Origin of the sequence: Bacillus sp. FJAT-27445 (assembly GCF_001510665.1) — a bacterium.
Classification (GTDB): domain Bacteria; phylum Bacillota; class Bacilli; order Bacillales; family Cytobacillaceae; genus Bacillus_D.
This window is the reverse complement of record NZ_LMTI01000003.1, coordinates 177,309-196,800: the sequence shown is the minus strand read 5'-3', so window position 1 is coordinate 196,800 and position 19,492 is coordinate 177,309. Positions and strand designations below refer to the sequence as shown.

The following is a 19,492-nucleotide window of genomic DNA, read 5'->3' as shown; positions in this document are numbered from 1 at the left end:
GGAAAGGGGATTGCCATGTCTGACCAGGATATGTTCACAGAGTACCTTTTTGAAGAGGAAGAATTAACCGATAAACAAAAGAAAATCCTTGTTGCCGCAATCGAGTCATTTTCCGAAAAAGGCTATGCGGCAACTTCGACGAATGAAATTGCCAAAAAGGCTGGCGTTGCCGAAGGGACAATTTTCCGGCATTATAAAACAAAAAAAGAGCTGCTACTTAATATCGTTGCTCCCGTTATGGCTAAGTTGGTCGCCCCCTTCGTTATTAGGGACCTTGATAAGGTGCTGAACAAGCGCTTTAATACGTTTGAAGATTTTCTCCGGGCAATGATTGAAAACAGGCGTAAATTCATCGAAAAAAACGGGCAAATCATCCGCATCCTCGTCCAGGAAATCCCGTTTCAGCCCGAGCTTCGCGAGCAATTCCAGGAGCATGTCGCAACCCAACTGTTTGAGCGTTTTACGAAAGTGGTCAATTACTATAAGGAGAAGGGGGAAATCGTTGCTATCCCCCCTCTAAGCGTGCTAAGGATGACCGCCTCCTCCATTATCGGCTATTTCATCGCCAAATATTTGATTATCCCGGAATCGGAGTGGAATGACGAAGCTGAAACAGAGCGCACAATCCAGTTCATCCTGCACGGGCTTGGCACAGGGAAGAAATGATTGGGTAAACAAAGAGGCTGCCGATTTTGGCAGCCTTTGTTTTGTTAGTTCAACCGAACCCTGTAAAGCTTGTCGTCTGTTTCATCCGGAGTTCCCCGCCCATCTGTGTTGTTGCTGACGAAATACAGATAGTCCCCGTCAACCAGCACATCTCGGATTCGGCCAAAGCCATTGACGAATTCGCGTGTTTTTTTCCCCGCCAGGTCGAATTCCCTGACCGCATTCCCCCTCAATGTTGCTACATAAAGCTTATCGCCATACGCCGCCATACCGGAAGGGGCCCACGTCACATCGCCTGACTGAAAGCGAGGCGTTTCCATTCCCTGCATTTTCTTTTTTCCCATAATTACCGGCCAGCCGTAGTTTTTACTCGGCTGAATTAGGTTAATTTCATCGTGGGCCGACTGTCCGTGTTCGCTTGCGTACATTGTCCCATCAGCCGTCCAGGCTAGCCCCTGCGGATTCCGGTGCCCGTAACTATAAATATACGAATCTTGAAACGGATTATCAGCCGGAATGCTTCCATCAAGGTTCATACGAAGGATTTTCCCACCAAGCGTATTCAGGTCCTGGGCAAGCTCCGGATTGGCAGCATCGCCCGCGGTGATATACAGCTTCCCGTCCGGGCCGATTTCCAGCCTGCCGCCATGGTGGACCGGACCGCTCGGAAGCCCGTCAATCAACGTCCTCTCCTCTGACCACGCTCCATTACTATGGGACAGGACAACCACTCGGTTTTTCTGCCCGGATGAATCATTATACGTATAATAGGCATAAGCCATTTGGCTCGAGAGGAAATCCGGGGCAAGGACAAAGCCCAGCAGACCCGCTTCCGAAGCGTCTGACAGCCTTTCCTTCAGCATGACTCTTTGCCGCTCTGCTTTCCCGTTTTCAATTTTTACAATGGCCCCTGGCCGCTCGGAAATGTAGAAGGTTTCCCCCGATTTTGCGATTGACCACGGAATTTGGAGATGTTCGTCTATCACTTCCGCTTTTCCCTGCCAAACAAAAGGCTTATCCTTAGGAGGATTCTTTCCCGGCTCCGTCTTCCCCTCTGGGGCACAGCCACTCAACAGTGCCGCTGCCAACACAACCAGCCCAATCCACTTCTTCATCGGTTTCAACTCCTTTACGTACAATTCGGCCACCAGCAAACCAGTGTCAACAATTCAGCTAATACTTACCCACTTATTTCAGCCAAGATACTTCGAGCCCTCACGCCGGCTAAGCGCGGCAAGCTTTGTGCGCTGAATGAATTCCCTGACCGAGTCCGGATTCGTTTTCGAATATTCCCTTAGTGCCCACCCAATCGCCTTTTGGATAAAAAATTCCCTGCTGTCAGCATTTTTCCTGATGTATGTATACAGACGATTTTCATCCGTCTCGTGCTTATATTTCAACTGGTGCAGGATGGCAGTCCTCCTTAACCACATATGATCTGAAACAGCCCATTTATCCATTTCAAACGAGATTGCGCTGGGAAACCTGGCCGCAAGTTCTCCGACAGGCCTCTGGGAGAGTGCATCGACTGTATCCCACCACGACTTATCTGTAATTAATTCCTTTGCCAAACCGAGAGACTCCGGTCCAAGCTTACGGCTGAATTTCGCGATGTATTCAAGCGCGGCATACTGGTATTCACGTTCCGGCAACTCCCAGAGCATTCGGACAAATCTTTCGTCAAACGGCTCCTTCACGAGACCGGTCTCTGTATAAAATCTTTTTTCTAAATCAGCCCGGAGCGGTTTTTTGATTCCCAGAAACGGGAAGTGGTTTTTCATGTATTTTTCCATCGACACCGCATTTTCCTGACTGCGATGTTCCTCAAAAAGTGTTTTTATTTGTAAAATATATTTTTCCATAACAGTCTTCCTTTTCACATGAATTGTTACGTGGTTATCGTAAATTCCTGGCAGAGAATCGATTCGCCATCTTCCTCGTCCTCATATTCATCATAACTGATCGCATACTTGTCAAATACCTTCCGCCAAAATGCAATTGCCCGGTTATTTCGGGTAAGCTGCGCGACAAAATAACTTCCGCTTCTCCCGTCAAAAATAGTTTCTGCGGCCCGGCTCGCGATTCCTTTCCCCCGGAATCGGTTATAAACGAAGAAATCATTAATAATATAATTCACTTTTTTGGTAAATGGCGGCTCCAGCAGCAGCACGAATCCCGCCCGCTCCCCGTCCGCCCTAATGAAATAAGGATTGACCCCTTCTCTTTTCCAAAAAAGAGGGAAAGAGTCGAATTCATACAGTCCTTCAGCATTTTCCTTCAAGGAATGCGAAAAGGCTGAAAGATCGTGCAGGTAAAGCGAGTACATATTGCTTAATATTCTTGCATCTTCAGGACCAGTTTTTTGTAAAATTACTTCCATTTCTTTCAACTCCAACTATTTTGTCTCTTTTACCTATTCTCCCCAAGAAGGGTAATATCCTTTGTATGAAAGACTTCTCTTCAGACAAACTACAAAGGAAACAGGAAAGGGGGTCAGGCGTTGACGAAAAAATACAACCGGGGCAGCCGGAACCAAAATTCTCCCGAGTCCGGGCACTATCAAATGGAAATCGCCGAGGAAAACAGCGGGGATAACAGCAAAGGGAACAAACGGAACAAAAGCCAAAATACAAAAACGAAATGATAATTTCCTCGCAAGCAAAGAAATGCCCGGCTGCCAAGTAGTTGCAGCCGGGCTGCCCGCTTTTCTTCATTTACTAAGGTCCTCCCTCACATGGTTGTAAATTTGCCGGGCGGTATCAGAAAATGCGAAGACAACGAGCGTTAAAAAGATCATGATTGTTTTTTTCACCCAGAGTTCTTCTATGGCTGTCGATCCGATTCCGATAATTAATGCAATGAAGAAGACGATGAAGAATACGGCTCTGCGCTTCCATTCCATTTCATCACCTCCCTTAAAAAGGATCGGACAAAAGCTTCCTTTCTTCGCTCTAAATGTGAATATATGCACAAACTTAACCGAAATAAAACCGGCACTCACTGAGGCCGGCAACAAGGGTTATGACTTTTTTTCTATTTTATCCAGCCCATACTCGTACATCTGATAAAACTTCCCCATGGAAACAGCTCCAACGACCGCCAAAGCAATCCATAAAGCTTTTTTTACCCATGAAACATCCACGATAATCGCCAAGGAACCCAGTACCAGACCAATTACGAACAAAAATATCCATTGCTTGAATACTTTTAACCCCTTCATTGCCCTCGCCCCTTCGTAATCAAGTATTTACTTTACTTATTCCTACGGGTTAAACTGGAAAAAGATTCAATTGTTTTCTAAATTTTCTCATATTTTGCTGTTGTAATCAACTATCGTGCCAATGGTGCAAAACACTATTTCCCCTATCCGACTGGAAGGTAAATCCACCTAAAAAACGCCTGGGAACCCAGACGTCTTTAACCCTTATTTTAAAAACAGCGGAACGACCGAATTCTCCTCAAGTCGGTTCCATAATACGTCCAACCGTTCCTCCTGAAGCGCCAGCCAGCAATCGAGGTCCGACCGATAAAGGTAGGGTAAAACCAGAAGCTGCGCCCGTTGTTTAGCCAAATATAGGTGTAACGGTGCCGGCAGCGCCGAATTCCACCCGGATCGACCGCAAACTGTGTTGCTCCATACCCTTCCTGTGGGGTTGCAAAAGGCGGCGGTCCTGACGGCGGTCCATCGTGCCCTCCGCCCGGGCCTCCTCCCGGGAATTGACCCCCTGTTTGCCCTCCTCCTGGAAACTGGCCACCGGTATGGCCACCACCTGGGAATTGACCTCCCGTCTGCCCGCCTCCCGGAAACTGGCCACCGGTATGGCCGCCACCCGGGAATTGACCTCCCGTCTGCCCGCCTCCCGGAAACTGGCCTCCGGTATGGCCGCCACCTGGGAATTGTTGAAATTGCCTATCATCTCCCATTTCCTGGTAGGGCAAAGTCCCATATAAAAACTCGTTCTTGTTGTCCTCCATTTGGAATCCTCCTTAAGTTATTCAAATTTCTTTATACATTCGCCCTTGCTACTTCCCTTATTTGGCTGGCAATCCTGTCGCGGATGGCTTCCACCTTTTTAAAATCCATCGCTTCTATATAAATCGCCTCTAGTTCATCATGCAGATCCTTTGCCCTCGCCAGATGAGATGTTGCTTCCCTCATCTTTGCTCTGTATCTTCCAGCTATGTCTGAAAGTCGGTCTTCAAAAATTTCATCAGTTCCCTTTGGAAACAGCAATTCGTACATATCGATGATTTCATCCCCGCCGCGGTTCGGAAAGTATTCATGCGGAGCGGTGCTGTCGAAAATGGCAATTCCCAGTTCGCGGAAAATGACCATATCGAGGCTGTGGGGATCAAAGCCGCAATGATAAATTTCAACATCAATTCCCCGCTCTTCGGCGTTTTTCGCCAGCTTTTTCAACATCGTCGATTTTCCGCTTCCTGGCCGACCTTTGATGAAATAACGCTTCTGGATATCCTCTGTCAGGTTGGGGACAAAGTCCACGGCTCCCTTTGGCGTGGCAGCTCCAAGGAAACGATGGCGAACCTCGCCCGTTTTATTCAGTTTCATTTTTCCAAAAAACTGCTCAATCAGCTTTTCTGTCAATTCATCCGCTTTTTCAAAATCCATGCTTTGGATGTAAATCATTTCCCATTCATCATGGACAGCCAGCGCTTCCTTGAAGGTGTCATAAGCCTTCCTGAAGGCCTCTGCTATGCGTTTGTTCAGCTTCAGGATCACTTCTTTTTCTCTGTGAAGAGCCTCCGAATCCCACGCCTCGCCGAGATTGACGTATTCCTCAATTGCTCCGGGCGCCGTCGGTTCAATGACATGTGGGTGGGTCCCATCGACAATGCCTGTTCTCAAGGCGGGGATGATGACCCCATCAATTGATTTATTGTCGGAAGAACAATGCAAATATTCTATGTCATAGCCCCGTTCATGCCATTCCCTGCCAATGGTTTTCATCAATGAAGACTTGCCGGTACCAGGCCCTCCTTTCAGGATGAACAGCCAGTCAAGACCCTGCAGATTCGATGCGTATAAACTGTAAAACCCCCTTGCGGTATTGCCCCCGGCATAGTAGTTCCTGATCCTGCTCGCCACTAAAACACACCCCTTTTTCAGACAAATGGACTGTTTCACCCACTATCATATGCACCGCCCTCCCATAGTTGAATGCCCAGTGTGAAAAATGGGCTTGGTCTTGTTCCAACAAATTTTGCAGCGCGTTTAAACCGCTACACCGCGGGAATAGTAAGAGTAAGGAAGCAAGTTACTCCTCCGCCCAAAAGGCGGTTGATATAGATGGCAAGAAAAGCAGAAGCGCCTTAATTAGCCCCTACAAGCTTAAGATGGACCCGTATGATTGGTCTGCCCTCCGGAGGGAACCGGCATAGGGGCTTGGCGCTGAAGCTGGACGATTCTCAAAAATGGAAGAATGCTATCTTATTTTTCTGGGAAAGGACTCCGATTCGGGAGTCTTTTTCTTCATATACGGGGGAAAAATGATAATATTGCTAAAAGCGGAGGTGGAGTATGAGGGATGTAAAACTTGAAAACATTTTCAAACACCGGATTGCCCAGAAATTCCTAAACCGCTCGGGCATGGCGCATGCCGTCGCCGTCGCCTACCATGCGTTCAATCTTGCGCGAGAACAGGGCCAGGATGTAGACATTGCCGCAAAGGCTGGATTTTTGCATGATATGGGCCACTATACGTGGTACAGGAACGGCAAATGGGATTATGAGCTTTATAGGAAAAATGATATCCATGCGATTAAAGGGGCAGAGCGCGCCCATAAGCTGCTAATCCGGCTCGGCGAGAACCCTGTCAAGGCAAAAACCATTGCGCTCGCCATCCTCTTCCATACCGATTCTTTCCTCCCCACCAACGACATTGTCCGCACGCCCATGCAGGAAATCGTCAAACAGGCCGACGAAAAAGACGAGGAAGAAGGCGGCATGCACCACTACCGAACGATTGAATACGACCGTGCGCTAAACAGCATCATCCGCCTGGATAATATGATTGATGAAATTTTGGAAAAAGAAAACCCTGGCCAGAACCTTTAAAGGGTTTGGACAGGGTTTAGTAATTCAAATTTTATTTTTGGTTCACCACTTGACATCTGCTTCAGAAAAATTACCGGCTTTATCGGTTGCTATTACGGTCAATTTCGTTTTATTGCCAAGCGGTGGGGTCAGGGTAAACGAGAATATTCCATCTTTTCCGACAATCATGCTTCCAAGGTCTGATTTTGATCCAGTTAAATATAAATAAACAACTGCTCCTGGTTCAGCCGACCCTTTAACCGTGGTTGTTCCTTTCGGGCCATTGTTGTCATTAGCCGCGCTAACATCTTTTAGGATAGGCGCAGTCTTATCAACGGTAAATGAAACTGTTGTCTCGTTTCCAGCCACATCCCTCACGACCAAAGTGTAAACCCCTTCGCTGGATACTGTTGTTCCAGATATAAATGTGTTGCCGTTTAAAGTGGCTGTACCTTCGTTATATGTCGGCTTAACATCTTTATTGTAGTATTGATTATTCATTACTCCGTTCACAACTGGTGCAGTTTTGTCGATTGTGAATGTCACAGACGTGGCATTCCCAACCGCGTCTGTTACGACTAAGGTATAGTTGCCTTCAGCTGATATCGCTGTACCGGATTTATATGTTGCACCGTTCAGGGTCGCGGTTCCTTCAGTAAAGGTTGGTTTTACATCGGTTTTGTAAGCAAATCCATTAATGACATCACTTACAGTCGGAGGCGTTTTATCGATATTTGAAATGACAACCATTATTTTTGTTACATTTCCAGCTTCGTCGGTCGCCACAAATTCAAATTCACCATTTTCCGTGAAAGTGTATGAAGAGGCATTCAGTGTCCCCTCATTGGTTTCAACAGTAACGATAACATCCTGATTGGTCGGAGCAACGTTATAAGGATTTACTGTAATGACTGGGGCCACTTTATCGATATTGGTGATTTCAACAGGATATTCAGTAATGTTTCCTGCCTCATCCTCGGCGATGAAAACGAAGATGCCATTTTGGGTAAAGGTATGGCTAGTTGCATTCAATGTACCTTCGTTTGTTTCCGCTGTCACGACAACATCCTGGTTGGTTGGTGATGTGTTATAGCTAAAAACCCTAATGGTTGGGGCAACCTTGTCAATGTTCTCGATGACGATTTTCTTCCTCGTTTCATTTCCGGCACGGTCTGTCGCAATGAACTCGAACTCGCCATTTTCTTTGAATGTATAGCTTTCCTTGTTTAAGGTACCAGGCTCATTCATGCTAACCGTTACCGTAATATCCTGATTTGTAGGGTTTTTAATGTAATCTTCAACATTGATTTCTGGAGCAACCTTATCGATATTTTTAATAGTAACTTTAGTTTCGGATTTATTCCCTGCACGGTCAATCGCTTCAAAGGTGAAGCTGCCGTTTTCAGTGAACGTATGGCTCTGCTTGTTGAGGGTACCTTCATCCACTGTAACTTCTACCGTAATATCCTGGTTTGTCCAGTCTGTATTGTATGGTAGAACAGTAATTTGAGGGTCCTCTTTATCAATGTTTGTAATTTGTACTGTGTGCCTTGTAACGTTCCCAGCAAGGTCTGTCGCAACAAACTCAAAGCTGCCATTTTCAGTGAAGGTATAACTTTCCTCGTTCAAAATTCCATCTTCATCCATGCTCGCAGTTACAGTGATGTCCTGGTTCGTCCACTCAGTTGAAAAATCACTGATTGTAATTTTCGGAGCAATTTTGTCAATGTTTATTACGCTAACTTCAGCTGAACCCGTGTTCCCTGCCCTATCTACAAAAGAGAACTCGAACTCGCCATTTTCCGTGAACGTTTTGCTTAAGGAACCATTATTGTTAAGGATTGTTACTTCCTCACTTGGCTTAATTGTCACTATAACATCCTGGTTTGTAAGGTCTTTAGTTGAATAGCTAACTGAGGCGGTTGGAGCCACTTTATCAATATTTGTGACGTTTACTTCTACTTCGCCGTTATTTCCAGCTGTATCCTTAAACTTGAGATTTACCTTTTCGTTTTCAGTGAATGTAAGTGTGTAGGTCAACTCATCTACTTTATTAAAAGAAACAGTTTTAGGTAAACCATTAATCTCTTTAAATGTAACTGGCTTAGTGACGGTCACCGTCGCCGTTACATCTTGGTTTGTCCATTCACTGTCTGAGTAAGTGAGTGAACCGACAGGGGCTTCCTTATCGATATTGTTGACGGTAACGTTCACAGAGCCTGGATTTCCAGCTCTATCAACAAACTTTAAATCGAAGCTGCTATTTTTAGAGAAGGTAAGGGTTGAGGCCGCTTCATCAAAGATTATATAATTAGGAAGTTGATCAAGATTTGTGAATGTTACCGGTTCTTTTGGATCAATTGTGGCAACTACTTCCGTATTGATTGGCGATGTCGTTGAATATTCCACATCCGCCTTAGGAGTTACCTTATCAATCTTATCAATGGTCACCGTTTTCTCCGAAACATTTCCCGCTAAATCTGTAGCAATGAATGTGAAGCTGCCATTTTCATCAAAGGTATAGCTGCTGGCATTCAACGATCCTTCTTCATTCATTGCCGCATATACAGTGATGCTTTGATTTGTCCATTCTTTGTTATAGTCATTGAAAGTAATATCCGGCGGAGTAAGGTCTACCATTACTTTTGCCGGCTCCGCATTTGTATGAATCTGTCCTGCATTTTTGCCATTTTGGTAAACTGTATAGGCGCCAATGATAATTTGCTCGTCTTTCTTGTTTTCTACATTTTCCGGTATTAGTGGATGGTTATATTCAAAAGTCCATACCGTATCACCGATTTTTGTAATCTTGGCGTTGTTTACATTTTGATCATTCACTTTTAGCTCAAGCTTTGGCCCATCGATGGCTACTGTCCCGCTCAACAAGACTGTGTTTGCGTTACCGTTTCGGGCTTGAATTGGATTCATCTTGATTTTCCCTGTCGTTATGTTCATTTCGGTCCTGCCGGTTGTCATGCTCTTGTCATTTGCTTGTGCAGCAGGAGCAGCAAGTGCCATTGGGCTAGCATTCAAGATTAACGTCGTTGCCAAAAGTGTTGAACCCCATTTTTTTGCGATGCTTTTCTTTTTCATACTTTTCCCCCAAAAAATAAATTTTTTAGAGGGCCGGTTACACTACTAGCTCCGGAACGCCCAAGTGTCCAAATAGAGGCCATCCTTCATCGCTTCCCTAAATCGATTTCCATGACTTTTCCAACAAGATAGATTGATTATAAATCGCCAAACTACCAAAACTAAACACATTTCGTTAGCCAAATCTCGGGGCGGATATAAGGAGAATTTAAGGAAATTGAATGGAAATTGTCGAAGAAGAAACTATATGGGGAGATAATTTTCACAAAATTGCGAACAAACAACAAACCTCGCTTACTCATGCTTTGTTTTTAATAAAAAACTTGCCTTTCCATAGAAAAAAGACGCAATTTGTCATGCGTCTTTTTACCTCTGCTCGGATAGGTTCGCTATCTCGGCATGTACAATCTCTTTTAAAATTTCTGGCGAGAGTTCAATTTGAACCCCAATCTTCCCCCCGCTGACAATCATCCGATCAAGCTGTTCCGCACTGCTGTCTAAGTATGTAATGTAAAGTTTTTTCATTCCGATTGGCGAACAGCCACCACGGATATAACCGGTCAGTTTTTGAATATCCTTTACAGGCACCATTTCGACCTTCTTTTCCTCAGCGGCTTTGGCGGCTTTTTTCAAATCCAGCTCGGCCTCAACCGGAATAACAAAAACATAGATATTCTTTGATGCACCCTGGGTGACGAGCGTTTTAAAGACCATTTCCTTCGGCTTGCCGATTTTCTCCGCAACCGAAACGCCGTCCACCTTGCCATCGCTTACTTCATAGGACAACATTACATACTCAGCCTTTTTCGAATCGAGCAGCCGCATTGCATTTGTTTTTGAAACAGCCATCCCCATCCGCCCTTTCTATCGTAAAACCAGATAGGAATAGCCTATGCCTTCCGCCTTAAAAATTCAAGCCCCGTGCTGCAGCTCAATCTGTTCATAATAATAACGGAGCGACTGGAAAATAATTTTTTTCGTAAACTTCCGATCGGTACCCCGTAACAGCTTCTCAGCAAACTTCCAAGCCCTTTTTTCAATTAAAAAAGACAGCCTTGCGCGTTCATTCTCGCTAGTTGCAGCATCAAGCCGTTCCGCCAATATGCCGAGAGCCTTGTCTTCGGCATGGCCGAGTTCATGGGCGAATACAACTGCAATATAAATATCCAGGTTAGCAAGCGATCCAAATATCTGGATGCACTGCTCCTTAATTTCTTCTATATAAAGGGTGATCGTATGAGTCGACATTGAGTATTTTCCGCCTGCTAGCCTTGAGTATGGATGGTGCCTTTCCAGCTTGATTGCCGCCTTGCTTCCGGACTCGAGGAGAAGCGGGGTAAGTATCTCTTTATATTTTTCCAGCAACATTTCCGCCCCTTTTTACATAATGGAGAACAGTATACTCCTTTAGACTTGGAGAAGGAAATCCTCCTTTTTGCCTATTTTTCTAAAATAGCTATTCAGTGCCTGCTGTCTCACTTCCTCTAGTGAGGCAATGGATACGTCCCCGCTTCACTGCTTCACTCAAAAAAGAGGAGCAGATGCCCCTCTTCTTCTTTCAATCTATTTACTTATTATTGAAACCATGCCTGGAACCAGCGGGACGAGGCAACTGCGTAGTCGGCGCGGGTCACTTTTTTTCCTGGTTCGAAGACGGCCTCGACAGTCGGGAACAGGTCATACTGCCCCTGTTTTACACTGAACGCCGCATTGAGGATATTCAGGTCAAGCGCCACCTGTACATATCCCTTTAGATCTGCCGGAATTGAAGCATTGTCTTTAAGCTTGATCCGGTTGCTATTGTATGAGACGGTAACATCGCCGGTATGGTCAAGCGCCATTTGCTGCAGTCCTAGCGCCTGGACTAGCGTGTAAGCGAGTTCAGCTTTTGTCAGGGTGCCATTAGGATTGAAGTTCCCCACTGCATCGAGGCGCATGACGCCCTTTTGCATAACTTTTCCATCCTTGATTGCCGCCCCTTTTGCAAGTACGGCTAGCGCGAATGGAAGATCCGCGGCTGCTGTATCCTTAACTGAACCAGATAGATTTTGGCGAATACCTGCACCGGCAACTAGATAACGTGCCAATTCTTTTCTCAGCAAATATTGGTCAGGCTTGAAGTTACCATCCGCATAGCCATCCATCAGCCTTTCATTGACTGCCATCTGGATTGCCGAAGATGCAGCATGGCCTGTAATATCGTTGAGCCCTGTAAAGCCGCTTACTTTTGTAAAAGCGAGGCTGCCTGTGATTGTTTCCGGAAGGGCGATGCCAATTGGATTAAGCTCATTTCCGCGCAAGCCCCGTACCTCTGCCTTCCATTGTCCCGCCTTTGGCGATGTGACTGAAGCCGTCCGGTCCGGGTAAAGGGCGAAAAGCAGATTGACTCCGGAGCTGTATTCCGTTCCATCCGGTGCAATCAGCACCAGGTTAACCGGGTTCCCGGTCTGGCCCAATAGGCCGTATGCATCAATCCGGGCTGTAAGCTGGGAAATCCCCTCCGGCACGGTGAATGCGTATTGGCTTGGAAGCAGCGGGTTATAGGATACCTCAAACGGAACTCGCTCTGTTTCCGCTTGTACATTGGCGTTAAACTTCTGGTATTCATTGACGGTCTTTCCATACTGCTTTCCGAACATAACCGCTTCAAGGGCCGCATGGGCATTGACATAGCCTGAACCTGCTTCCCAAGTTTCATAACCAGGCATATTTGTCGCTGTATCCTGAAGCGCCTTTTTGATTTCATCCGGTGACAAGGATGGATTCGCTTCAAGGAGAAGCGCTACAATTCCAGCCACATGTGGCGTTGCCATCGAGGTACCGCTCATCGTTGTATAGAATGGAAGATAGGCAGGCTCAATCGTGGTCGCATCTGCATCAGCCGCAAGCGATGAAACCGGAGCGATTACCCGGGTCGAAATGATGTCCACTCCTGGAGCTGTCAGTGTTGGCCTGTCTTCCCACGTGTAAGTTTCCCCGTCCATTTCAAATGTTCCGCCAACCCCTTTTGTTCCTCTGGAAGAGAAGTCAGCCAGGGAGCCATCCTTCTCTCCAGCCGCTACGGAAATGACCCAAGGCGCTTTTGCATAAGGATTATGCGTATTTTCACCAGGACCTTCATTTCCAGCCGCAAAAAGAACGGTGATGCCGCGGTCATGCGCAGCCTTGCTTGCGATGTTGATTGGGTTATTTGGATCGAAATCACCCGATCCTCCCCATGAATTTGTTATGACTCGAATATTATATTTCGTTTGATTTGTGATGGCATAGTCAAAACCGCCAATTCCATCAAGAATTAATAATGCCGCACCTGAGCCGTAACCAATCAAATTCGCTCCCGGCGCCACTCCTTCATATTTTCCGCTTGAACTTGCTCCCGTACCGCCAACCGTGCCGGCTACATGGGTGCCGTGCCCGGAGTTAGTGTCAGTATTCAGGACATTTTCCAGGTAAGTAACCGGAAGTACTCCCGGTGCCAGGGATGCCAGGTTACTGCTGCCAAGAACGTTCTGGACAAGGTTTTTTCCAAGTTCATGGTCACGGTGTGTACCGTCGACGCCGCTGTCATTAACGACAACCCCGACTCCCTTGCCTGTCACAGGCAGTCCGCCATTTGCCTTTTGCATTGCGGAATCCGTACGTGCTTTATCGACGCCTGTCAGCGCTGTTGCGTCAAAGTTATAGTATGTGAGCTTACGGTTCAGGTAAAGCGACTTTACTCCTTCTTTTGCCGCAAGCTGCTTAATCTGGTCCTTAGTCGCCACGACCCCGGCGATTGGCAGCGACTTCATCGTCACGCCAGTCGTAATGCCGAGCTGTTTTAAAAGGTTAAGCTGCGAGTCGGAAGGCGCCCCTTTCCCGTCGAATGTAACTATTACCTGGAGGCTTCCCGTTGCCGTATCTAGCGCTTTGGCAAGATGGCCGTCCATTACCGCCGGAAGCCCGGCCGCTTGTGTATTGGCCATACCTGGTGCCAGCAATGAAAGAAATAAGAGCAGACTTGCCAAAACCGATAACCACTTTTTCATTTCGTAATCCCCTTCCAATCGTTAATTCTCTTGCTACTATCATTATCGTAAAATCTAGAGGTTTCTACTATTCAGCAAATGGAGTAATTGCGTTTGGTAAAGGTACTATTTTACAATCGTACGAAAGTTATAGAAAAGGAGTGTTGTGTATGCCAGGGTAGTAGGCTGTGCAGAGGTAGGGAATTTAAGAGAGGCGATCAGACCGTTTTCATATTAAAAAGCTCATCCAAATGGTCTTGAGAAATACCGTCAAGACCGTTTCAACTTAAAAAGCTCATCCAAATGGTCTTGAGAAACGTCTTCAAGACCGTTTCACCTAAATATTTTTACCCAAACCGTCCTGAGATGTTTTTCAATACCTGATTAATATCCAAATTGAAAAGCCTCCGCCCAATAAGAGCGGAGGTTGTTTCATTAAAGCGCAGCCGGGTGGTAGCTCGCGAAGTAGCGGGTGATGGCTACCGCGTAGTCGGCGCGCGTTACTGTTTTGCCTGGATCAAATTTTGCTGTAATTGTCGGCTTCAGGTCGAATGGACCCTGCGTGACTGAGAAGTACGCATTCAAGATATTCAAGTCAAGGGCGAGCTGGACATGGCCGCGAAGATTTGCGGGAACGTTCGCCGCATCCTGGATTGCCACCCTCGTTCCATTGTATTGTACGGTAAGTTCTTGCCCTTTCAGCTCATTTGCCTGCTCCTCAAGACCAAGTGCCTGGACAAGCGAGTAGGCGAGCTGCGCGCGGTTTACTTTTTCATCCGGCGAGAATTTCCCTGATCCAACTGGCAGCATAACTCCGCCGTTGTTCTGGTTTCCGTCCTTAAGTGCTGCGCCTTTGGCAATTACCGCTTCAACGTACGGAAGGTCAGGGACTTTAACATCGGAAACGCTTGGAGTTCCTGTGAGAGGAAGAAACTGCCTGACCCCCGCACCCATTACAAGGTATTTCGCTAGTTCGGATCGCTTTAATGCGGCATCTGGCTCGAACTTTTTCGTGCTTTTCCCGTCAACAAGCCGTTTGCTTACAGCCAGCTTGATTGCCGACTCTGCCGCGTGCCCGCCAATGTCATCCAAACCGCTAAAGCCGCCGGCCGTCTTAGTAACAAGTTCAACATTCAATTTTTCCGGAAGGGCAAGTGAACCCTGGAGCCCTTCCGTACTTACCTTCCAGGTGCCAGGCTGTGGGTTGACTACCTGGACCGTACGGTCAACATATAGTGCGAAAAGAACGGAAATTCCTGAAGTATACCTCGTTCCATCCGGTGCGGTCAGGACAAGGTTGATTGTATTCCCTGTCTGCCCGAGCAGGCCATAGGCGTTCAAGCGGGCAACTAATTCCGTCTGGCCCTGTGATACGGTAAATGAAGATTCATTTTTCAGGTTCAGCGGGCTGTAATCAATCGTTATATTTTGCGATGACGTGGTCATTTGCGCATTGGAATTAAAGTTGTTGTTCGCGTTCAGGATTGAGCCATAAGCACGCTGATTAAGCGCAGCATCCACTGCCGCATAGGCATTGACATAGCCGGAACCGACTTCCCACGATTCATAGCCAGGCATGTTCGTTGCCGTTTGTTCAATGATTTTCTTTACCTCGAGTGGCGAGAGCGCAGGGTTCGCGTCAAGAATTAAAGCGACGATTCCCGCGACATGCGGTGCAGCCATCGAGGTTCCGCTCATCGTTGTATAGTATGGCAAGTAGGCCGGCGGAATCAGGTTGACATCATCGGTTGCCCCAAGAGCGGCCACTGGTGCAATGACACGCGTTGAAATGATGGATTCCCCCGGTGATGTCACTGTCGGGCGGTCCTCCCACGTCCACGTTTCAGACCCTACAGCGACCGTACCGCCTTTCCCCTTCACGCCTCGGGATGAGAATTCAGCAAGCTGGCCTTGTTTTGTTCCTGCAGCAACCGTAATTACCCATGGCGCTTTTTTATAATTTCCGGAAATGGTCGAGTCCCCAGGTCCCGAGTTCCCTGCTGAAAATACCGTGACAATGCCGCGGTCGTAAAGCGCCTTTGTTGCTACGTTGATTGGGTTGAACGGGTCAAAGTCCGTTCCCGAATCGCCCGTGTCCCCCCAAGAATTGGTGATGACGCGGATATTGTATTCAGCCTGATGCGTTAGTGCATAATCAAAGCCTCCGAGTGTATCAAGCATGGCAACAGCTGCACCGGAACCGTATCCGATCAGCTTTGCACCTGGCGCTACCCCTTCATACTCACCCTTTGACATCGCTCCAGTACCGCCAACAATCCCGGCAACATGCGTGCCGTGGCCGGAGCTTGTATCCGTATTCGGTACATTTTCCACCCAGGAAACCGGAAGCAATTCGCTCAAGGCATTCAGGTTCGTTGCCCCAAGTACGTTCTGGACAAGATGGCCGCCAAATTCAATGTCTTTGTGCGTGCCATCAACCCCACTGTCATTGATGACAACGCCGATCCCGTTCCCGTTTACAGGCAGGCCGCCATTCGCTTTTGTAAAAGCCGCCTCGGTCCGCAACCGATCGACTCCCGTCAGTTCAGTCGCTTCCTTGTTTTCATATTTGAGCTTCTTATTTGGATAAATCGAAAGCACGTTATCGTTCTGCGCAAGCCTGTCAACCTGTTCCTTTGTAACGAGGACGCCCGCAATTGGAAGCTCGTTAAGGACGACTCCCTTTGACAGCCCAAGGTTCTTCAAAATGGACAGGATGCCGTTTTGCCCGCCGGCTCCATCCTTGAATGTAACAATAACATGTTGCGGTTCAATCACGGATGCGAGCTTCTTTAGCAAGCCCGGCTCGATGACAGCCGTACCGGCCGCGCTCGCCCTTTCGGAACCTCCGAAATGAATTGAATTTAAAAATAGTCCAAGAATCATGAAAATGGACAGGAATAAAGAAACTTTTTTCATTTAAAACCCTCCTTGTTCTCAATATTGCAACTTTACCCTATTATTACATTATTTAAGTTGGAGTCCTATTCTCCACAGGCTGTATTTAGCGGACACAAAGGTACTAATTTTTCATAAGCCAAAAGTAGTACCAAGGCAAACAACACCCTTTTTTTCAAAAAATAAGCCGGTGCTTCTAATCGAAGCCCGGCTGGTGGTTTTATGGCAGTGGGATAAGCTGGTTCTGTACGGCATAGATGACGACCTGCGAACGGCTTTTTACATCAAGCTTTTTAAAAATTTTCGAAACATGGATTTTTACCGTTTTATCGCTGATGAAAAGCGCCTGGGCAATTTCCTTATTGTTCATGCCCTGGACAAGGCATAGGAGCACTTCCTTTTCCCTCTCTGTCAGCAAATCATCCTTCTTTTCCTTCGACTGTTCCGGCGGCTGCTGGTTGAAACTCAGGAATTTCTTTGTCATCGACGGTGCGATAACAGACTGGCCGCGGGCAACAGATCTAATTGCTTCAATCACATGCTGGGAAGGCGCGTCTTTCAACAGATAGCCATCAGCCCCTTCACGTATAGCGGACATGAAATATTCATCATGGTCAAACATTGTTAAGATAAGAATTTTAATCGAGGGATGGTCCTTCTTAATCAAACCAGTAACCTCAATTCCGTTTTTATCCGGAATATTAATATCCATCAAAATGACATCGGGCATGATCTCCGGCACCTTCCGAAGTGCATCCTCCCCCGATACTGCCTCGCCGACAACCTTAATATCCTGTTCAAGGTCAAGGATATTTTTCAGGCCGTCGCGAAGCACCGCATGATCATCGACCAGCATAAGCTTGATCATTGATTACTCCCCCTTCTATTCCCATCCTCGGCACTGTCAGCGTGATTTCTGTTCCGGCTCCTTCCTTGCTGTCCACCTGGAGGGATGCCTGGATTTTTTCAGCCGTTTCATTCATGTGCAAAATGCCGAAATGGGGTTCGTTCCTGGCTTTGATCATCGCCTGGAACAACGAAAATCCAACTCCGTCATCTTTTACTTTTAAAAAGACATTCTCACGCTGATAGCTCAGCATGATTTCGATTTTGGTTGCCCGTGCGTGTTTCAGCGCATTTTGGACGCTTTCCTGGAAAATATCGAAGATCACTTTTTCCGTCATGGAACTCAGGTCAAATTCGGTTCCCCTCTTTTCAAGGATAACCTCCACAGGATGTTCCTTCCCAATCGCCTTTATCTTGGCTTGGATGGCAGTCATAAGGCCAACCCGTTCAGTTGGATAGGGACGGAGCGCGTAAATCGACTCCCTGACCTCCCGCAGGCTCTTTCGCAATTTGTCCGTGCTTTCCTGAACGAGTTTTAGCGAGTCTTCCGGAGCTTTTGTGAATTTCCGCTCGGCGGTTTCCAAATTCAAGACTGCTCCGGCAAGCGTCTGCGCGACACCATCGTGAATATCGCGGGCAATCCGGTTTCGTTCCTCCAATATCAACCGCTTTTCTTCCTCCGTAAAAAGCCATTTCGTTTTTATCAGGACAGCCAGTTGGTTAGCCAGTGTAACAGCCGACTGAATGTCATCCTCGGTAAAGCTTTTTGTCCTGCTCCTCCCAAAAACGAACAAGCCGACAAGCTCTTCATCGAGCATCAGCGGCGCATACATTTTCGTCCGGATTTCTTTATGGAAAAAAGGAGCAGCAGGACCGGATTCCCGTCTAGAATTATGATAAATAACTAGATGCCTAACCGTGTCAAATGCTGCAAATTGGTCTTCATCGGAATCGGTGTCTTCATTTATGAGGCCAGATTGAAATTTTCCGACCCATCTCCCATCCTCTTTCGTCCAAAGGATGCAAGCGTCCACATCAATGAACGCCGGAAGATTTTCGCCGAGGAACCCCAGCCAGTCGTTCGACGCAATTTTTTTATTCAATTCCGAGGATATGCTGAAAAGGGCTTTCAGCTTCGACTTTTCCTTTCTTAGCCTGACGATGATTGAACTGAGCAGCGCAAGCCCTACCAGCGGGGCAAAAAAGAAGAAAAAGGTGATTGCATCGACTTCTCCCCTATTTTGGTTGCCCAATACAACAAATAGGACAAGGTAAATATAGGAGATTGCCAGACTATTTAGCTCCTGGAGTGATTTTTGCTTCCACATCTTCAGCGTGTATGGCTGTGGCCGCACGACGAGAATAAAATCAACTAGCAGGTTATTGATAATATAGAATGGGCCTATGAAAAAGGTAATATAGAGAAGCCCGGAAAGGACAGCCGGTTTCGAATCCAGCCCTGCGGCCGTTCCCGCCCATTCAGACAGCAAGTATGCGCCATACAGGCTTATGACCAGCTGGGCAGGATTGAAGCAGACAATTCTAATCGGTCTTCTTTTCCAAAGATTTGTCCCGAAAACAGCAAGAGCATAGGCCCAAATCGCATACTCGATACCCTGCATGACAAATATCGCATACACGAGTGGAAAGGCAATCGTTGTAAAACCACGCCAAACTGGCATTGGGTAAAGCTCAACGATTACCAGGAATACAACTAAAAGTCCGAGGATTAGCGGCTCATTTGGTTCCCTCATTCCCAAAAGGGCGTTAATAAGGATTAAACCGCCCACAACTGATATCCCTATCATGGAGTATCGGGATATTTTTTCCATTCTTTTCAAAAACTCCTTGCCTGCCATAGCATCCCGATCCCCCTTTTTCCTACTCCACATTCTAAATTTTCTGTTAATTATACTCTATGTGATTT

At 46.8% G+C, this 19,492-nt stretch carries 17 protein-coding genes and 1 riboswitch; of the genes, 3 read left to right on the top strand and 14 right to left on the bottom strand.

Annotated features, from left to right (window positions below; genetic code table 11):
* Positions 1–15: 15 nt before the first annotated feature.
* Positions 16–666 carry a TetR/AcrR family transcriptional regulator gene (locus AR337_RS09455; protein ID WP_059171770.1) on the top strand — a complete coding sequence of 217 codons (651 nt, stop codon included), beginning with the start codon at positions 16–18 and terminating at the stop codon, positions 664–666.
* Positions 667–710: 44 nt separating this feature from the next.
* Here the strand turns inward: AR337_RS09455 and AR337_RS09450 are convergent, their stop codons facing one another.
* The 3 genes from AR337_RS09450 to AR337_RS09440 all read right to left on the bottom strand — a co-directional run bounded on the left by AR337_RS09450 (position 711) and on the right by AR337_RS09440 (position 3,046).
* Complete coding sequence (locus AR337_RS09450; RefSeq protein WP_059171769.1) at positions 711–1,781, bottom strand: sorbosone dehydrogenase family protein; 1,071 nt, start codon at positions 1,779–1,781, stop codon at positions 711–713.
* A 78-nt stretch (positions 1,782–1,859) separates the two neighbouring features.
* On the bottom strand, positions 1,860–2,528 hold the full coding sequence (locus AR337_RS09445; RefSeq protein ID WP_059171768.1) for a DNA alkylation repair protein: 669 nt from the start codon (positions 2,526–2,528) through the stop codon (positions 1,860–1,862).
* A gap of 26 nt (positions 2,529–2,554) precedes the next feature.
* Positions 2,555–3,046: a GNAT family N-acetyltransferase gene (locus tag AR337_RS09440; protein ID WP_156424355.1), complete on the bottom strand. Its 492-nt coding sequence runs from the start codon at positions 3,044–3,046 to the stop codon at positions 2,555–2,557.
* Positions 3,047–3,166: 120 nt separating this feature from the next.
* Between AR337_RS09440 and AR337_RS23490 the strand changes: the two genes are divergently transcribed.
* Entirely contained in the window at positions 3,167–3,310 is a 144-nt protein-coding gene (locus AR337_RS23490) for a hypothetical protein (protein WP_172797532.1), read from the top strand.
* A 66-nt stretch (positions 3,311–3,376) separates the two neighbouring features.
* On the opposite strand, the gene AR337_RS09435 is transcribed toward AR337_RS23490, so the two are convergent.
* The 4 genes from AR337_RS09435 to AR337_RS09420 all read right to left on the bottom strand — a co-directional run bounded on the left by AR337_RS09435 (position 3,377) and on the right by AR337_RS09420 (position 5,773).
* A complete protein-coding gene (locus tag AR337_RS09435; protein ID WP_059171766.1) occupies positions 3,377–3,568 on the bottom strand; it encodes a hypothetical protein in 192 nt (63 codons plus the stop codon).
* Between the two features lie 117 nt (positions 3,569–3,685).
* Entirely contained in the window at positions 3,686–3,886 is a 201-nt protein-coding gene (locus AR337_RS09430) for a hypothetical protein (protein ID WP_059171765.1), read from the bottom strand.
* A gap of 209 nt (positions 3,887–4,095) precedes the next feature.
* A complete protein-coding gene (locus AR337_RS09425; RefSeq protein WP_253701600.1) occupies positions 4,096–4,641 on the bottom strand; it encodes a hypothetical protein in 546 nt (181 codons plus the stop codon).
* 31 nt (positions 4,642–4,672) lie between these two features.
* Positions 4,673–5,773 carry a PRK06851 family protein gene (locus tag AR337_RS09420; RefSeq protein ID WP_059171764.1) on the bottom strand — a complete coding sequence of 367 codons (1,101 nt, stop codon included), beginning with the start codon at positions 5,771–5,773 and terminating at the stop codon, positions 4,673–4,675.
* A 432-nt stretch (positions 5,774–6,205) separates the two neighbouring features.
* Between AR337_RS09420 and AR337_RS09415 the strand changes: the two genes are divergently transcribed.
* Positions 6,206–6,742, top strand: coding sequence for an HD domain-containing protein (locus AR337_RS09415; protein WP_059171763.1), 537 nt, complete (start codon positions 6,206–6,208; stop codon positions 6,740–6,742).
* A 42-nt stretch (positions 6,743–6,784) separates the two neighbouring features.
* Here AR337_RS09415 and AR337_RS09410 read toward each other — a convergent pair whose 3' ends face one another.
* The 7 genes from AR337_RS09410 to AR337_RS09380 form a co-directional block, all read right to left on the bottom strand.
* On the bottom strand, positions 6,785–9,814 hold the full coding sequence (locus tag AR337_RS09410; protein ID WP_059171762.1) for an Ig-like domain-containing protein: 3,030 nt from the start codon (positions 9,812–9,814) through the stop codon (positions 6,785–6,787).
* 22 nt (positions 9,815–9,836) lie between these two features.
* Positions 9,837–9,920, bottom strand: a riboswitch (cyclic di-GMP riboswitch).
* A gap of 260 nt (positions 9,921–10,180) precedes the next feature.
* Entirely contained in the window at positions 10,181–10,663 is a 483-nt protein-coding gene (ybaK, locus tag AR337_RS09405; RefSeq protein WP_059171761.1) for a Cys-tRNA(Pro) deacylase, read from the bottom strand.
* A gap of 63 nt (positions 10,664–10,726) precedes the next feature.
* Positions 10,727–11,182 carry a hypothetical protein gene (locus tag AR337_RS09400; RefSeq protein ID WP_059171760.1) on the bottom strand — a complete coding sequence of 152 codons (456 nt, stop codon included), beginning with the start codon at positions 11,180–11,182 and terminating at the stop codon, positions 10,727–10,729.
* Positions 11,183–11,388: 206 nt separating this feature from the next.
* The gene (locus AR337_RS09395; protein ID WP_082686916.1) at positions 11,389–13,842 is read right to left on the bottom strand and encodes a S8 family serine peptidase; all 2,454 of its coding nucleotides are present in this window, start codon (positions 13,840–13,842) and stop codon (positions 11,389–11,391) included.
* Between the two features lie 414 nt (positions 13,843–14,256).
* Entirely contained in the window at positions 14,257–16,740 is a 2,484-nt protein-coding gene (locus tag AR337_RS09390; protein ID WP_059171759.1) for a S8 family serine peptidase, read from the bottom strand.
* A 199-nt stretch (positions 16,741–16,939) separates the two neighbouring features.
* On the bottom strand, positions 16,940–17,587 hold the full coding sequence (locus AR337_RS09385) for a response regulator transcription factor (RefSeq protein ID WP_059171758.1): 648 nt from the start codon (positions 17,585–17,587) through the stop codon (positions 16,940–16,942).
* The gene (locus AR337_RS09380; protein ID WP_253701597.1) at positions 17,562–19,397 is read right to left on the bottom strand and encodes a GAF domain-containing sensor histidine kinase; all 1,836 of its coding nucleotides are present in this window, start codon (positions 19,395–19,397) and stop codon (positions 17,562–17,564) included. The genes AR337_RS09385 and AR337_RS09380 overlap by 26 nt, the downstream gene beginning before the upstream one ends.
* Between the last annotated feature and the right edge of the window lie 95 nt (positions 19,398–19,492).

What these genes read in the sequence shown, in the direction of transcription:
- AR337_RS09455 (WP_059171770.1), top strand. Translation starts at nt 16, where the DNA reads ATGTCTGACCAGGATATGTTCACAGAGTACCTTTTTGAAGAGGAAGAA.
- AR337_RS09450 (WP_059171769.1), bottom strand. Translation starts at nt 1,781, where the DNA reads ATGAAGAAGTGGATTGGGCTGGTTGTGTTGGCAGCGGCACTGTTGAGT.
- AR337_RS09445 (WP_059171768.1), bottom strand. Translation starts at nt 2,528, where the DNA reads ATGGAAAAATATATTTTACAAATAAAAACACTTTTTGAGGAACATCGC.
- AR337_RS09440 (WP_156424355.1), bottom strand. Translation starts at nt 3,046, where the DNA reads ATGGAAGTAATTTTACAAAAAACTGGTCCTGAAGATGCAAGAATATTA.
- AR337_RS09435 (WP_059171766.1), bottom strand. Translation starts at nt 3,568, where the DNA reads ATGGAATGGAAGCGCAGAGCCGTATTCTTCATCGTCTTCTTCATTGCA.
- AR337_RS09430 (WP_059171765.1), bottom strand. Translation starts at nt 3,886, where the DNA reads ATGAAGGGGTTAAAAGTATTCAAGCAATGGATATTTTTGTTCGTAATT.
- AR337_RS09425 (WP_253701600.1), bottom strand. Translation starts at nt 4,641, where the DNA reads ATGGAGGACAACAAGAACGAGTTTTTATATGGGACTTTGCCCTACCAG.
- AR337_RS09415 (WP_059171763.1), top strand. Translation starts at nt 6,206, where the DNA reads ATGAGGGATGTAAAACTTGAAAACATTTTCAAACACCGGATTGCCCAG.
- AR337_RS09410 (WP_059171762.1), bottom strand. Translation starts at nt 9,814, where the DNA reads ATGAAAAAGAAAAGCATCGCAAAAAAATGGGGTTCAACACTTTTGGCA.
- ybaK (WP_059171761.1), bottom strand. Translation starts at nt 10,663, where the DNA reads ATGGCTGTTTCAAAAACAAATGCAATGCGGCTGCTCGATTCGAAAAAG.
- AR337_RS09400 (WP_059171760.1), bottom strand. Translation starts at nt 11,182, where the DNA reads ATGTTGCTGGAAAAATATAAAGAGATACTTACCCCGCTTCTCCTCGAG.
- AR337_RS09395 (WP_082686916.1), bottom strand. Translation starts at nt 13,842, where the DNA reads ATGAAAAAGTGGTTATCGGTTTTGGCAAGTCTGCTCTTATTTCTTTCA.
- AR337_RS09390 (WP_059171759.1), bottom strand. Translation starts at nt 16,740, where the DNA reads ATGAAAAAAGTTTCTTTATTCCTGTCCATTTTCATGATTCTTGGACTA.
- AR337_RS09385 (WP_059171758.1), bottom strand. Translation starts at nt 17,587, where the DNA reads ATGATCAAGCTTATGCTGGTCGATGATCATGCGGTGCTTCGCGACGGC.
- AR337_RS09380 (WP_253701597.1), bottom strand. Translation starts at nt 19,397, where the DNA reads ATGGAAAAAATATCCCGATACTCCATGATAGGGATATCAGTTGTGGGC.